Source organism: Poseidonibacter lekithochrous, assembly GCF_013283835.1.
Classification (GTDB): domain Bacteria; phylum Campylobacterota; class Campylobacteria; order Campylobacterales; family Arcobacteraceae; genus Poseidonibacter; species Poseidonibacter lekithochrous.
In genome coordinates, this window is the sequence record NZ_CP054052.1 from 1,247,507 (window position 1) to 1,262,967 (window position 15,461).

The window sequence follows — 15,461 nt, forward strand, 5'->3', positions numbered from 1 at the left end:
TAAATGATTATTGCATAACTATACTAATATTTCTATGTAGTTCATAAATTGATATTTGTTTATCTATCTTTAGAATATTAATATCTAGTTTGCTTGATTTTAATCTATTTTCAATAGTTAGTAAATCTTGTTTTGTTTTTAACAAACCTTCATATAAACCTTGTGTTAGTTTATATATATTCTCATAATTTTTAATACTTTTTTGGCTGTTCTTGATTTTATTATCAATTCTTTTTAATGATTTTAATGTAGCTTCATACTTATTAATTTCATCATCTTTTTTGATATTACCTTTTATTTTTGATAATTTGTAATTAATCTTTGAAATTTGTTTGTTTTTATTCATATTAAAATCAAGAGGAATAGATACTCTTACTCCATAGTTGTAATAATCATCGTTTATATCATTTGCATTGTTATCTTCATAACCTATTTGTGAGAATAATGAAACCTTTGGAAGATAATTTGTATTTGTAATACTAAGATCTTTTTGTGATATTTCACTATTTAGGTTTTCAATTATTAGTGTTTTATTATTATCTAAAAAACTTTTTAGATTTATAACTTCTATTTTATTAACTAAGATTTTTTTATATGAAGTAGTACTAAGATTTTTTAGTTGTTTCTCGAAATCATCTTTTGATGTTTTTAAATCTTCTATTTGATTTTCTAGGTCATTTTTCTCAATAATAGCACTATCTAAGTCTTCAATACTAATAACTCCATTTATATATTGGGCTTGTTTTTTATCTATCTCTAGGCTTTTATTTTTTATAAGATAGTCTTGCTTTTCTATCTGGTAATCAATTTTATTTAGTTGTAATACTAATTTATAAATATCAATATTCAAACTATTTAGATTTAAATCATAGTTTTGATGAGCCAAATCTTTTTGAAGTTTTGCTTTTTGAATAGTATATAGAATTCCACCACTTCTAAAAATATCTTGATTTATATCTAAATATATTTTATTTGAAGTACTTTTGCTATTACCTGACTTACTTTTTGTACTATCTGCACTAATATTAATAGGATTAATCCATGAGTCTTTTAATAAACTACTCTCTAAAGTACTTTTGTTTTTTGTTTCTTCTATTTCTTGTAGTTTATTGTCTTTGATGCTTTGAGCATTTAGCCCAAGGGCTAAACACAAAATTAAAATTGAGTTTTTCATTTTAATTCTACTTTCACTACTTTATCAAAGAAGTAGTTTTCTTCTTTTGTATTATCTTTGATAAACTCTACTTTATATCTAGATATTTTGTTTTCATCTTTGATTTTATGGATTTTATCTACTTTGAAATAACTCTTTTTATTTTCAATATATAATGCTTTTGAATCTATATTTTTTATCTCTTCTTGTGATAAGAACAGGCTGATTTTTAGTTTTGTAATATCATAAGAATTAAATAGTTTATCTCCTATATTTACATATTCACCCTTGTCTACAAAGATTTTATCTATGTATCTATTTTTTATAACAAAAGTTTTTTTAGAAATCTCATTTTCAAGTTTTTTAACAGTTTGTCCCAGATTACTTAACTCTTTTTTTGCTTCTAAAAATGATAGTTTTTCATTGTTTTTATCATAAAGGCTAAGCTGAGATATTCTTTTTTTTGCCTTATAGTTTTGCTCTTTTATTTTAACTATCTCTTTTTGTATTTCATAAGAGTTTCTATTTTTTTGAAGATCAATCTCTTCATCTTTTGAATCAATTTTTATTAATAACTCTTTGTTTTTTATATATTTTGATTCTAAGTTTTTATTTACAATATTTATAATCCCAGATGTTTGCGATTTGATTTCATACATTTCATAAGTTTTTATTTGTGCCATATACTCTTTTGCAAAAAGTGTAGTAAAAGAAAGTAGGGCAAAAGTTAATATTTTTTTCATAAATTATCCTTTAATTTTTTTGTTTAACATTGCAAATAATGCTGGTAAAAATAGTAGTGTTAATACTGTTCCCCAAAGAAGACCAAAACCTAATGATGTAGCTAGAGGTTGTAATATCTTAGATTGTCCAGTTGCAAAGAATATAAGTGTTGATAAACCTAGGAATGTAGTAATTGAAGTAATTACAATTGGTCTTAATCTTAATGTCGCTCTTTTGATTAACTCATCTACAGATTCTGTTTTTTTAATAAAATCAAGCATTACAATTGCATCATTAATAACAACTCCAGCAAGTCCTAATATTCCAACAATAGAAGTTAATGTTAGATTCATTCCTAATATTAAGTGACCGAAAATAGCCCCTGTTACAGATAAGGGAATCAAAGACAATACAAGAACTGTATATTTAAAAGAATCAAACATAGTAAGTAGGGTTAAAAAGATTAAGAAAATAGCAATAAAGAATGCGAAAGTTAACTCTTTTGCCATTTGTTTATTTTGTTCAGCTTCCCCTTCTAAAATAATACTAACACCTTTCTCTTCTAATTCTTGTAATTTATTAGCAAGTAATTCTATTGTTTCTGTTGCTGTTATGATTTTATTATTAACATTTGCTACAACTGATTTGATATTAATTCCATTTTGTTTGTAAATAGAATCAAAGTTTTCAATATAAATAAAGTTTGCTATTTCATTTAAAGCTATTTGTTTACTTGTATTTGGTACTTGAACTTCAAAGTTTTCAAACTCTTCAAAACTGTTTTTATTTATGTCATAAGAAATAAATTCAATAACACCTTCATCATCTAAACCCTTAGATTGAGTAGATTTTAGATATGAACTTGATAATATATTTGATACATTTGTCTCATTAAATCCTAAGGATTGTCCATATTCATTGATCTCTATTTTTAGCTCTTTAATACCTTTTTTTGCTGTATCATCTACAAAAATAATTCCATCAATATTTTTTAGTTCTTGTTTTAATTCATTTATAGATGCATTTAATAGTTTTGTATCTTTTGTAGATATAAGAATTTCTATATCATTTGAGGTAATTCCTGCACCTTCTTTTTTAATAGCAAATTCGCTTAAACCCTCTGGTTTATAATCTTTAAATAAATCATTTAAATAAAGTACGATTTCATCTAAACTCTTTTTTCTAGTACGATTTTCTTCATCAGTATTAAAAGAGAAAATAGGAGTAATAAACTCATCTACAAAGTTTTGAGGAACTCTCTCTTTTACTTCAATATTAAACTGAAAAACAGAAGGTTTTATTTCAATGTTTTCTTGATTATCTGTTCTAAGACCCACTGTATAAGCAATAGATTTTAATCCTAAGTCTTCTTTTATTTCTAGTAGTTTTGCCTGAATTTCTAATGTTTTGTTTTTTACTTCTAAAACAGAGTGATTCATATCAAACTTTCCTCTAATAAAGAATCTATCCCCATCAAAGTCAGGGAACATTTGATATCTCATACTTGAGATTAAAAATATTGTAAGAGCTGTAATACTAATAGTAAAACCAATAACAAATGTTTTTTTGTATTTTAAAATGCCTTCTAGACATTTTCTATAAATATTATTCGCCTTACTCCAATCAAGTTCTTTATCATCTTTGTTTAATGTATGTAATCCATGAATAGGTAAGAATATAAAACTTTCAACTAGTGATGCAAGAATTAAAACAACAACCGCAACTGGAATCATTTTTAGAAACTCTCCAAGCTCACCTGTTAGCATCATCATAGGGATAAAAGCAAATACCGTTGTAAGAGAAGAGGCTAGTACTGGTGTAATTACTTCTTTTGTTCCATTTATTGCACTTTGAAGTTTATCTTCACCTTTTGCTATATGTCTTTGTATATTCTCAGCGATAATTATCGCATCATCAACTAAAATACCTAAGACTAATAAAGCCCCAATTAATGTAATCATATTAATAGTATAAGAAGTAAAAGATAGAAAAACTACACCCATTAAAATAGCAGTTGGAATACCAAGTACAACTATAAAAGCAACACGTTTATTAATCAAAATATATATGGCAATAGCCACAAGTAAAAGCCCAAACATTATCCCTGAGATAACAGTATTAAGTCTTTTTTTAATTAGAATAGAAGTATCATAAAATGTGCCTACTTCTACATCTTTGTATTGAGTATTAAACTTTTTTACTTTTTCTTTTACTTGTTTTACTAACTCAATAGCATTTGCTTTTTCATTTTTTGATAAACCTAATTCAATGTTTTTTGAGCCATTTAAAAATGATAAAACATCAGTTTGTTGATATTTTCTTTTAACTTTTGCAATATCTGATAAGTATATAGATTTATCATCTATTTTAATCATGGTATTTAAAAGCTCATCTGCACTTTTTGCTCCATTTTTAGCAGATAAATAAAGATGTCCTTTTTTATCTTCAATTTTCCCAAGTGGGAAGATATAAGAAATATTTTGTATTTGGTTTTGTAATGTATTTTTATTTAACCCATAAAGATCAATTTTTTGATTATCTAGAATAATTTCATAAACTCTAGTTGTACTTTCATATAAATCAACTTTGGAGATATTTTCAATAGAAGATAATGAGATTTTTAATTTATCTGCAAGAGATATTAATTCATCTTGTGTTTTATTATTTGAAGCAATAGTAACACTTATTAAAGGAAAAGAGAAATCTACAATAGAAGCTCTTGGCTCATCCATATCTGAGGGTAAATTACCTTTGTTATTGGAAATAATATCTTTTACTTTATTTAGTAAACTATATGTATCTAAACCTTTCTCTAAAGTAAGTATTACACTAAACTCAGCATTTTTAATAAAAGACTCTACTTTTTTAACTCCATTTAGAGATTTCATGTCTTTTTCTAGTTTTGTAACAGCCATTTTATTTAGGTTATCAATACTAGCTCCACTGTATGAACCACTAACAGCAATCTTATCAATTTTAATTGATGGGAATACATCTTTTGGTATTGTTTGATAAGAGACTATTCCTAATAAAATAAGAAAGATAAACGCAGTGTAGTTTAATCTTGTTTTAGTAAGAAAAAATTTAATTAGCTTTTCCATCATTCCCTTTCTTTTTATTGATTTTAAAACTCATTATTTTTCCTTTTGTTTTTGCTTCTCTAATCATAAAAAAATTAAATGTGGAAAAACTGGGAAAAACTCATTATTTCCCCAGTTTTTTTAAATATAATAAATTTATAAAATAAAAAAGATGAAATATGGAAAAACTAAAAAACATTAAAATACTTTATATTGATGATGAAGATTTAATAAGATCTAATGCTGTTGAATATCTAGAATTCTATTGTGATAATGTATATGAAGCTAAAGATGGATTAGAAGGTATAGAAGTATATGAAAAATTCAAACCTGATATTATAATCACAGATATTAAAATGCCAAAACTAAATGGTTTAGAAATGGTTCGACAAATAAGACAAAAAGATAAAACTACTAGAATTATTGTTGCAACTGCATTTTTAGAAACATCTTATTTATTAGAAGCTATAGATTTAGGCTTAGTAAAATATCTTACAAAACCAATAACAGAAGATAAACTACTTCCTATTTTAAAATCATGTGTTTTAGATGTATTTGAAGATAAAAGTATATTCTTTTTTGAAAATGATATTAGCTTTGATATGTTAAATAAAACACTATTTAAAAATGAAATACAAATTATGCTTACAAAAAAAGAGTTGATGTTTTTAGAGTTATTACTAAAGAACAGTAAAAGAGCTGTAAAGTATTCTGAATTAAGTAATTATGTTTGGAATGGGAATATGAGTGAAGATGCTATTCGATCTATTGTTAAAGAGCTTAGAAAAAAAATAAGTAAACAAACAATTAAAAATGTTTCAGGAATAGGTTATCAAGTACAGGTTTTAGAAAAAAATGTTTAGAGTATTTATATATGTATTTTTATTTATATCTTTTTTAGATGCCTCAATAATCAAAAAAGTTGAAGTATTTGAAAGTACAGATAGAAGTTTGAGTGTAGAAGATATAAAAGAATCAAAAAAATTTAAACGAACTAAACTTCCTTTTATTAGAGCTTCCTCAAATATATTCTTTTTAAGAGTTACCTTTGATAAATCTAAACTTGATGATGAACTATATTCAGTTGAATTAGATACCGAGTTTAATAATATCTCTGTTGAAAAAGATATAAAGTATCTTGATATTTATAAAAATAAAGTTTTAGATCAGTCTTTAGATAGTTTTACGGAGACAATTTATATTAAACTTAACAATATTGATGATTATGTAAACTTTAATATTTTTGTTTCTGAATCAAACGATTATGCCTTTAAACAAATATTATTAAGCAAGTTTTTTGGAGTTGCATATGGAATTGTATTCGCTGCTTTTTTATATTATATAGCTTTTTTTATTTTTAATAGAGAAAAAACTTATATTTATTATGCTTTAACACAACTCTCAATGCTTGGTATTTTGCTTTTCTTATCGTATAGAGAAATTGAAAATGATAGATTTTATATGGATATAATTTTCTTTTCTTTCTATTTATTTTCAAATTTATTTACAAAATCATTTTTAAATACAAAAGTAAATACTCCTATAATTGATAAAATCCTTACATATTCAATATTTTTATATACCCTAGATATGTTATCTGGTTGGATTTTTAATTTCTATTTTATGGCAGATATGATGCCTCTTTCTACTCTTTTAATTGTTTATCTTATTGCTGGTTATGTGGTATATAATCAAGGATATAAACCTGCATTATTCTATTTAATCTCATGGAGTATAATGGTTTTCTCTTTTCTTTTTATTGAGTTCCAATTCTATTTTACTACGCAAGAACTTTTTATTAAACCAAATTATATTATTCATGTAATAGCTCCTTTAGAGTCGTTGATATTAGCATTTGCATTATCTTATAAAATGAAAATTTTAGAAGAAGAAAAACTACAACAACAAGAGTTTTTGACACACCAAAGTAAACTAGCTTCCATGGGAGAAATGATTGGTAATATTGCTCATCAATGGCGACAACCACTAACTCATCTATCATATATTATGATGAATCTAAAAACAGCATTTGAAAGAGATAAATTAACAAGTGAGTATTTTGATAAGAAATCAATTGAAGCAAAAAATCAGTTAGAGTTTATGTCTCATACTATTGATGATTTTAGAGACTTTTTCAAAGTATCTAAGGAAAAAGAGCTTTTTAGTTTAAAAATAGCAATTGATGAGGTGATCAATCTTTTAAGTGCGAGTTTAAATTCATATGAAATAGAAGTAAAATTTACATATGAAAAAGATATAGAAATTAAGAGTTTAAGAGGTGAGTTATTACAAGTAATTTTTAATATTTTAAATAATGCTAAAGATGAGTTTATTAGAAAAGATACAAGTAATCCTATAATTAATATTCATCTTTATAAAGAAAAGAAAAACATATTTATTGAAATTTCAGATAATGCAGGTGGAATAAAAAATGAAATATTACAGAAAGTTTTTGAACCATATTTTACAACCAAAGATAAAGGTTTAGGAATTGGACTTTATATGTCAAAAATGATTATTGAAAAAAATATTGCTGGGAAATTAGATGTTTCAAATATAGAAGAGGGTGCATTATTTAGTATAAAGATACCAAATAAATAAACAAGTAAAGTTTATCTTTACTTGTTTATTATTTAAAGTTTATAGACACTAGAAACTTCATCTCCTACTTTAACTATTCGTATTCTATCCCCATTTATAAAGGCTGTTTCTTTTGATAAAACAACAATAGTCTCACCATTTTCAAGTCTTACAGTAAGCTCTTGTGCTTTAGTTTTATTTATAGAATTACCAATAAATCCTCCCAATGCAACACCTCCTAGAGTTGCTAGTGTTGAGCCATTACCTTTTCCTATTGTTGATCCTAAAACTCCTCCACCTATTGCTCCAATTATGCTGCCTTTACCATCATCTTTAATATTAACAGCTCTAGCATTAAGTATTGTGCCAACCATTACTTGTTTAATTTTTTTATAATCTTCATAATCATATGAAACATCATTATTATTCATACAACCTGTAAATACAAGTGTTACCGCCAAAAATATTATAGAAAGAAATTTTTTCATTTTATCCCCTTTATTTAGTTCTTGAAATGTACTAAAAAAATATGTGGAAATTATGGGGATTTCTAAAAGTTTACTTCTAAATAAATTAAGAGTAGAAGTATTTATTGGATTAGAGCTGCTTTATTAATTAAAAGCTAACTCCTTTTTTCTATCAAAGTTGGTCTATTATTTATAAATATATAAGAAGCCACTATAAATGTAAGAAACTCTGAAATTGCTAAAGCCATAAAAATACCTACATTTCCAAAGATATTTGGAAGTGTGATTATAAATATAACTGGTAATATCAAACTTCTTAATAATGCAATAACTACAGAATATAGTGGTTTTTGTATAGATGTTAAATATGATGTAATCAAAATATTTAAGCCCAGAAATATAAATGCAGGCCAGGCATAAGATATAAACTCTATTGTAATTCTTTTTGTTTCAAGCTCAGAGCTTTCTAAAAATATATTTATTAATGCTTCTGGAACTATTAATACCGTTAGTGTTATAAGGGCTTCAATAATTATGATTGTAAGAAAGCCTAATTTTAGAAAACTTTTGATTCTCTGGAAGTGTAAAGCTCCGTAATTCTTGGAGATTATTGGCTGTAGTGCATCTGCGATTGCAAAACTAACCATAACACTTATCATAATGAAATAGCCAATAATTGTATACGAAGCAACACCAGTTGCACCAAAGTTTTGAAGCATAATATAGTTGAAAATAAGTACAGTAATTCCAGCACTTGATTCATTTACAAACTCAGATACCCCATTTTTAACAGCTTGTATTATATTTAGCCATGAACCTGTTGGTTTTACTAGTTTTAATGTTGCTTTTTTTGAAAAGAAATGAGGAAGTAAAATCAAAATAATAGCTGCTTGAGAAATACCAGTAGCATAAGCTGCTCCACTTATTCCCCAATCATACTTTACGATAAATAAGTAATCAAGTCCTACATTTATTAATGAACTTAAAAATAATGCTGCAAAAGAAAGGTTTGGATTTTCATCTACTCTTACAAAATAATCCAAAACAATAGCACTCATTAAAAATGGTAAAAAAACTAAAAGTATTGGAAGATAAAGAAAAGTCTTTTCTCTTAGTTCATCTTGAACATTTAAAATATCTAAAATATTTCCTAAACTTAAGTACAAAATTAAACATACAACAATACTAATAAGTGAAACAGAAATAATGGATTTTGTAAAAACATTGGAAGCATCTTTTGAATTGTTCTCACCCATTAGTTTTCCAACCATAACTGAGCTTCCAACTGCAAACATTAAAGCTAATCCAAAAAGAACAGTAGTAATAGGGTATGAAATATTTATTGAAGCAAGTCCAATTGCTCCTACATAATTTCCTACAAAATATCCATCAATGATACTTGCAGAAGATATTGCTAATAGTCCTAATATTGAGGGAATAACATATTTAAAAAATAGTATATAAGGTTTTGTATCTAACATAATTTTCCAATTTTAATGTAGTAAAATATCTTACTTGGAAAGATATTTTATCATAGTTTAGTATAAAATAATGTGAAAAAAGAGGGGTTTACCAAAATTAATAATCTGTAAATATTAATAAAATGTATTTCATTATTTACTTAGTGTTACATCAAGAGTTACTATTATACGGGCTTAGTAGAATTATTTGATTTGTTTTTTTTGTAGCTAAAATTCATTAACTATTAAGAAAAAGCATGTAGAATTTAGAAATTATTAATTAAGTTATAGGAGAAGAAATGTTTGAAAATATGACGATTTCAAAGAAATTATATTCTGGTTTTACTTTAATGATTATAATTATTATTTTTATTACATCTATTGGTGTTTATAAAGTAAATTTTATTAATGATACATTAAATGTAATAGTTGAAGTAAACTCAGTTAAACAAAGATATGCGATTAATTTTAGAGGTAGTGTTCATGATAGAGCTATTGCTATTAGAGATTTAGTATTAGCTACAAATAAAGATGATGCATTATTTAAGAAATCTGTAGAAGATATAAAAAAATTAGAAAAGTTTTATATAATGTCCGCAAAACCTCTGGATATGATTTTTTCTGATGGTTTAAATGTTGATGCTAAAGAAAAAGAAATATTAGCAAAAATAAAAAATATTGAAAAAGAAACACTACCTTTGGTTTCTAAAATAATTGAATTGAAAATGGATGCTAAAGATTCTGAAGCAAAAGATTTATTACTTGAAAAAGCCAGTGGAAATTTCACTTATTGGTTAAAAGTGGTAAATGAATTTATTGATTATCAAGAAAATAAAAACCAAATTGCAACACCAGAAGCAAGAGAGGTAGCTAGTAGTTTCTCTAATATTATGATTTTAATTCTAATAGTTTCACTAATAATTGGAACGTTAATTGCTTATTTAATTTCAAACCAATTAATAAAATCAGTTGGAAAAGTACAATTTGGATTACAAGATTTCTTTGACTTTTTAAATAAAAAGACAAATAAATCTTCTATTATTGATTTAAATTCAAAAGATGAATTTGGTCAAATGGCTCAAACGATTAATTCTAATATTCAAAATATTGAAAAGTCAATTATTCAAGATGATGAGTTTGTAAAAGATATTGCTAATTTTGCAAAAGAGATTGGAAGTGGAAATTTAGTAGCTCAAATAAATAAAGAAACACAAACAAAAGCTTTATTAGAATTAAAAGATATTCTAACAAAAATGCAGTGTGATTTAAATCATACAATTGCTGGAAATATTCCTACTTTATTAAATGTTTTATCAAGCTATAAAAATCATGACTTTACTGTAAGATTCCCTGATACATCGGCAAATGTTGCTATTGCTATTAATGAATTAGGAGATGTAATCTCTGAGTTATTATCACAATCTTTTAATGTAGGAAAAACATTAGAGAGTTCATCTGACACATTAATTAAAAATGTTGATATGTTAAATATTAGTTCAAATGAAGCAGCAGCTTCTTTAGAAGAAACATCTGCCGTTTTAGAAGAAATTACATCAACAGTTACGAATAATTCAAATAATGTAATTGAGATGAGTAATTATGCAAATGAAGTTGATACTTCTGCAAAAGAAGGGCAAGAGTTAGCAAAAAATACAAGTAATGCTATGAGTGAAATTACAGAACAAGTAAATACAATAAATGAAGCAATTAGTGTTATTGATCAAATTGCATTCCAAACAAATATTTTATCACTTAATGCAGCTGTAGAAGCGGCAACGGCTGGTGAAGCTGGAAAAGGTTTTGCTGTTGTTGCACAAGAGGTAAGAAACCTTGCCAATAGGTCTGCCGAGGCTGCTAAAGAGATTAAAAGTATAGTAGAACTTGCAACTTCAAAAGCTAGTTATGGAAAATCCATTAGTAATAAAATGATTGAAGGTTATGATGAGTTATTACATAATATTGAAAAAACTACAGAAACTATTCAAAGTATTGCAATAGCTTCGAGAGAGCAAGAACAAGGAATTACGCAAATTAATAGTGCAATAGCTTTACTTGATACACAAACACAAAAAAATGCAGTAATTGCAAATGAAACAAAAGATATTGCTATGAAAACAGATTCAATAGCAAAAGAGATAGTTTTAGATTTAAGTAATAAGAAATTTAAAGAGTAAAAACTAAATGATTCTAGAAGCGGGTGCTTCTAGAAAAGGTAACCAAAACTTAAGATACCAAATGTATTTTCTTTGTCATAGAAGTCTGTATTTGCTTCTTCTTTTTCATAGCCAGACTTTAAACTAACATAAGTATTTTTATAATCAAATGGTTTGCTCCATTTAAGAACTGCTTTTGCTCCATAAATTTTCACATTTACTTTTTGGTTTACAGCAGTATTATGTTTTTCATAATCTTGTTTTCCAAAGTTAGCTAATAAAGTAAGTCTTAAATCATCATTGAAAGCAGTTGATGTTCCAAACTCAACTCCATATTTATTATATGAGTTAGCTTCTCCATCTGCATCAAAATTTTCTAGTGCTAAGTTTCCAATATAAGAAGTTTGTTTTCCAAATAATGAAGAGTGGTACATGTTTTCAAAAGATAAAACATGTCTTTTCCCATCTCTTTTTAAATCACCTGTTAAATCGTCTTTGTCATACTCTTTGTTTGAAAATTCGTATTTTATCATAGATTCATGTTGCGCATTAAATGATAAACCATAACCTAAATATACTCCAAATTCTTGAGTATCAGTTTTTTCTCTAGCACTTCCTGTTTGATATGGATTCTTCCATGCTTCACCCATTAAATCAGCTTTAACACCAAAGTCAAATAATCCATAGTTTGATTCTACTTCTGAACCAATTCTAAACTCTCCAAATTGTGAAGCTGTATAGATTTTCATATTTTCATTTAATTCATAAGCATAAAGAAATTCAAAATAAGGAATTGATTCTTTTTCAGATTGAGCATTTCCTAATGATGAGATACTCTCTTTTGAGTCAGTTGAAAAGTTGTCTTTTGAATCCATTGATCCAAAACCTAGTTCTATATAATTTTGTTCAGCTGCGAATAATGAACAAGCTAATAATGATGATAATAATACTTTTTTCATAAATAATCCTTGATTTAATTGTTACTGTAAATATAAAAGAAAAAAGTGTGAGAAAGGTGTGATTGATAAAGAATTTCAAAATTTATAAGAGCTCATTAAATTTCTATAAGTTTTATTTAGCATTATTTATTTATAATTGATTTATAATTAGACTGATGGTCTAAAAATTAATTAGGAGATTTAATATGAAAATTACAAACTCAGTAAATAAAGATGCTAATGCAATAATTGATTTAAAGAAGAAAGTATTAACTACTAAAAAAGATGAGATCCCAAAGAAAGAGGAAAAAACTGAAATAAAAGACCCTCGTGAGACTATTGTTGTTTCTGTTGAACAAGCAAAATTAAAAGGAATAAAACAACTTATTGGTGGAAAAACAAATAAAGTTCTAGATGAATTAAATAAGCACAAAGTAAGTCCTAAGGATTTAGAAGATGCAATAAAGAAAATTAAAAGTTTGGATACAAATAAAGATGGAAAAGTAACAGTTGATGAAGTAAAAGCTGATTTAAAGAAGAATGAAAATCCAAAGAAAGTTCTATCTTTAGTTAAAAATATAATTGAGGAAGTAAAAAAAGACAAAGATGAAGTAGATATTAATAAATTTAAGAATATTTCAAAAATGATTAATGAAAATATTATTGGAGGAAAAGAAGGTAAATCTATCAATAAGTTTTTAGAAGACTAATTAACCCAAATTATACTGTAAGTTCGAATCAATTTTAAAAAAGATAAAATTATTGAAAATAAAGTAAATAGCAAGGCAGTTTATGGATTCGAAGAAAATACTATTAATAGAAGATGATATTAGTTTACAAAATTTAATAGATGAGTATCTAAAAGAGTACAAGTACTTTTGTACAATTTTTTCAAGTCCACGAAGTGCTTTAGAAGAGTTTTCTAAAAATGCTAATGATTACTCACTAGTCATTTTAGATTTAGGACTTCCAGAAATGGATGGTTTTGATTTACTAAAAAAACTAAAAGAGATAAAAGATATACCCATAATTATCTCAACAGCTAGAGATGACTTAGGAAATAAAATATTTGGTTTTGAATTAGGAGCAGATGATTATCTTGCAAAACCTTATGAACCAAGAGAGTTAGTATTAAGAATTGATGCAATCTTAAAAAGATATGTTACTGAGAGTTCTTATATAATTGGTTCTTTTAAAGTACAAAAAGATACAAATCAAGTTTTTTTAGATAATAATGAAATTGAGTTTACTAAAATAGAGAATGAAATATTTATGTTGTTGCTAAATAATGCAAATAAGATTATCTCAAGGGAAGTAATATTAAATCAAACTTCATTAAAAAATGATACAAAAAATAGAACTATTGATATGCATATTAGTAATATTAGATTCAAAATTGATGATGATTCAAAAGATTCTAAACATATTAAATCAGTTTGGGGGATAGGGTATAAGTTTATAAATGACAATTAAAAAAAGATTATATATCTCCTTCTTATTAATTTTATCAATTATCATATTTATAATTGGAATTTTCTTTTATGCAATAATTAATGTAAATGATATTCATCTTTTACAAAATCAAAGATATGAACAAATTAGAAAAGTAGAGAAAATAAAAGAACTTAATACTGCTTTTGCTTGGGTTGTTCTTGATATTATTGTGGATAGAAGAAAAACAGAAATTGTAAAAGATAGAAAAGATAAAGCAAATGAACTTTTCAAAAAACTTTGGCAGTTAAAAACAGATGTATTAAAACATGCAGAAACTGGTATAGAAAAAGATAAATTACTTACAATTTTTAATAATCTAAAAAAAGCAGAAAATTTAATAAAAGTAGATTTATATAATCTTACTATTTCAAAATCAACAAAAGATAACTTTTTTGATTTTAGTGATAGGTTTGATTCTATAAGTAGTAGTACTCAGACCCTAATAATCGAAGAAATTGAGTTATTACAAGCAAAACTAAATCAAACAGAAAAACAAAAAGAAGCCTTTTTAAGTAAGATAAAACTTGAACTTATAATTCTTCTTTTTATATCATTCTCACTATCTTTTATAATCTCATCTAAATTAATTAGAGAAATAAAAATCATGTTAAAAACTCTAAATAAAGGGGTTTTACAACTACTTAGTAATAATGAGAAAACTATTAAAATCAATATAGAAGAGGGTAATGAACTTAGTGAAATTACAAATAACCTTAATAAATATCTAGAACAACAAGAATCTTTTATTAAATCAAGAGAAGAACTTCTTCGAAATATTAGTCATGAACTAAAAACTCCAATAACAAAAGGAAAGTTTTTATTAGAAAAAATTAGAGTAAAAAAAGATGAAAAAAGTCTAGATAATATTAATGAAGTTTTTTATGATATTGAAACTCTAACAAGTAAACTTTTAGAGAGAGAAAGACTAAATCACGCTACTTTAGATAAATCAAAATTCCTTATTTCAACAGTGATTTTAGAAGCTTTATCAAAATTATCAATTGATGATGAATCAAAAATATCTATAGAATTAGAGGATGATTTTCAAATTGAAGCAGATTTTTATTATCTTACTATTGTAATAAAAAATCTAATTGATAATGCTATGAAATACTCAAATATATACCCAATTGAAATTCATACAGAAAATAAAACTTTGTATATAAAAAACAACGCAAATAAATTATTTAATGATTTAAATTATTATATTCAACCTTTTACAAGGGAAGCAAATCAACAGCAAGGTCACGGTTTAGGATTGAATATTGTCAATAAAATCTTACAAATGCACGACTTTAATTTTCAATATAACTACAAAGAACCCCATAATATCTTCTCTATAAACTTCAAATAATAAAAAAGTGTCAAGTAATTGTCAATAAATCCTACCTAGGAGTATTGACAGTTTTTATA

Annotated in this window: 12 protein-coding genes; 6 read left to right on the forward strand and 6 right to left on the reverse strand. The window is 25.4% G+C overall.

Translation table 11 applies throughout. The features are described from left to right. Positions 1-7: 7 nt before the first annotated feature. The 3 genes from ALEK_RS06080 to ALEK_RS06090 are packed head-to-tail and all read right to left on the reverse strand — an operon-like array spanning position 8 to position 4,980. Positions 8-1,174, reverse strand: coding sequence for a TolC family protein (locus ALEK_RS06080; RefSeq protein WP_071626039.1), 1,167 nt, complete (start codon positions 1,172-1,174; stop codon positions 8-10). Continuing rightward, positions 1,171-1,896: an efflux RND transporter periplasmic adaptor subunit gene (locus ALEK_RS06085; RefSeq protein WP_071626038.1), complete on the reverse strand. Its 726-nt coding sequence runs from the start codon at positions 1,894-1,896 to the stop codon at positions 1,171-1,173. The genes ALEK_RS06080 and ALEK_RS06085 overlap by 4 nt, the downstream gene beginning before the upstream one ends. Before the next feature lie 3 nt (positions 1,897-1,899). Further along, entirely contained in the window at positions 1,900-4,980 is a 3,081-nt protein-coding gene (locus tag ALEK_RS06090) for an efflux RND transporter permease subunit (protein ID WP_083574594.1), read from the reverse strand. 155 nt (positions 4,981-5,135) lie between these two features. On the opposite strand from ALEK_RS06090, the gene ALEK_RS06095 reads away from it, so the two are divergent. Together ALEK_RS06095 and ALEK_RS06100 are read left to right on the forward strand one after the other, a co-directional pair. Further along, the gene (locus tag ALEK_RS06095; RefSeq protein WP_071626036.1) at positions 5,136-5,819 is read left to right on the forward strand and encodes a response regulator transcription factor; all 684 of its coding nucleotides are present in this window, start codon (positions 5,136-5,138) and stop codon (positions 5,817-5,819) included. Next, complete coding sequence (locus ALEK_RS06100) at positions 5,812-7,557, forward strand: sensor histidine kinase (protein WP_071626035.1); 1,746 nt, start codon at positions 5,812-5,814, stop codon at positions 7,555-7,557. Before ALEK_RS06095 ends, ALEK_RS06100 begins: the two co-directional genes overlap by 8 nt. 32 nt (positions 7,558-7,589) lie before the next feature. On the opposite strand, the gene ALEK_RS06105 is transcribed toward ALEK_RS06100, so the two are convergent. Next, on the reverse strand, positions 7,590-8,024 hold the full coding sequence (locus ALEK_RS06105) for an outer membrane lipoprotein (RefSeq protein WP_071626034.1): 435 nt from the start codon (positions 8,022-8,024) through the stop codon (positions 7,590-7,592). Positions 8,025-8,158: 134 nt separating this feature from the next. Next, positions 8,159-9,484, reverse strand: a complete 1,326-nt coding sequence (locus ALEK_RS06110) for an MATE family efflux transporter (RefSeq protein WP_071626033.1) — start codon at positions 9,482-9,484, stop codon at positions 8,159-8,161. Positions 9,485-9,762: 278 nt separating this feature from the next. Between ALEK_RS06110 and ALEK_RS06115 the strand changes: the two genes are divergently transcribed. After that, a complete protein-coding gene (locus ALEK_RS06115) occupies positions 9,763-11,637 on the forward strand; it encodes a methyl-accepting chemotaxis protein (RefSeq protein WP_071626032.1) in 1,875 nt (624 codons plus the stop codon). Positions 11,638-11,666: 29 nt separating this feature from the next. On the opposite strand, the gene ALEK_RS06120 is transcribed toward ALEK_RS06115, so the two are convergent. Further along, entirely contained in the window at positions 11,667-12,575 is a 909-nt protein-coding gene (locus ALEK_RS06120) for a surface lipoprotein assembly modifier (protein ID WP_071626031.1), read from the reverse strand. Positions 12,576-12,760: 185 nt separating this feature from the next. On the opposite strand from ALEK_RS06120, the gene ALEK_RS06125 reads away from it, so the two are divergent. From ALEK_RS06125 to ALEK_RS06135, 3 genes are all read left to right on the forward strand, one after another. Further along, positions 12,761-13,264, forward strand: coding sequence for a hypothetical protein (locus tag ALEK_RS06125; RefSeq protein ID WP_071626030.1), 504 nt, complete (start codon positions 12,761-12,763; stop codon positions 13,262-13,264). Between the two features lie 82 nt (positions 13,265-13,346). Next, positions 13,347-14,027 carry a response regulator transcription factor gene (locus ALEK_RS06130; RefSeq protein WP_071626029.1) on the forward strand — a complete coding sequence of 227 codons (681 nt, stop codon included), beginning with the start codon at positions 13,347-13,349 and terminating at the stop codon, positions 14,025-14,027. Next, positions 14,017-15,402, forward strand: coding sequence for an ATP-binding protein (locus ALEK_RS06135; protein ID WP_071626028.1), 1,386 nt, complete (start codon positions 14,017-14,019; stop codon positions 15,400-15,402). Before ALEK_RS06130 ends, ALEK_RS06135 begins: the two co-directional genes overlap by 11 nt. Positions 15,403-15,461 lie beyond the last annotated feature (59 nt).

What these genes read in the sequence shown, in the direction of transcription:
- ALEK_RS06080 (WP_071626039.1), bottom strand. Translation starts at nt 1,174, where the DNA reads ATGAAAAACTCAATTTTAATTTTGTGTTTAGCCCTTGGGCTAAATGCT.
- ALEK_RS06085 (WP_071626038.1), bottom strand. Translation starts at nt 1,896, where the DNA reads ATGAAAAAAATATTAACTTTTGCCCTACTTTCTTTTACTACACTTTTT.
- ALEK_RS06090 (WP_083574594.1), bottom strand. Translation starts at nt 4,980, where the DNA reads ATGATGGAAAAGCTAATTAAATTTTTTCTTACTAAAACAAGATTAAAC.
- ALEK_RS06095 (WP_071626036.1), top strand. Translation starts at nt 5,136, where the DNA reads ATGGAAAAACTAAAAAACATTAAAATACTTTATATTGATGATGAAGAT.
- ALEK_RS06100 (WP_071626035.1), top strand. Translation starts at nt 5,812, where the DNA reads ATGTTTAGAGTATTTATATATGTATTTTTATTTATATCTTTTTTAGAT.
- ALEK_RS06105 (WP_071626034.1), bottom strand. Translation starts at nt 8,024, where the DNA reads ATGAAAAAATTTCTTTCTATAATATTTTTGGCGGTAACACTTGTATTT.
- ALEK_RS06110 (WP_071626033.1), bottom strand. Translation starts at nt 9,484, where the DNA reads ATGTTAGATACAAAACCTTATATACTATTTTTTAAATATGTTATTCCC.
- ALEK_RS06115 (WP_071626032.1), top strand. Translation starts at nt 9,763, where the DNA reads ATGTTTGAAAATATGACGATTTCAAAGAAATTATATTCTGGTTTTACT.
- ALEK_RS06120 (WP_071626031.1), bottom strand. Translation starts at nt 12,575, where the DNA reads ATGAAAAAAGTATTATTATCATCATTATTAGCTTGTTCATTATTCGCA.
- ALEK_RS06125 (WP_071626030.1), top strand. Translation starts at nt 12,761, where the DNA reads ATGAAAATTACAAACTCAGTAAATAAAGATGCTAATGCAATAATTGAT.
- ALEK_RS06130 (WP_071626029.1), top strand. Translation starts at nt 13,347, where the DNA reads ATGGATTCGAAGAAAATACTATTAATAGAAGATGATATTAGTTTACAA.
- ALEK_RS06135 (WP_071626028.1), top strand. Translation starts at nt 14,017, where the DNA reads ATGACAATTAAAAAAAGATTATATATCTCCTTCTTATTAATTTTATCA.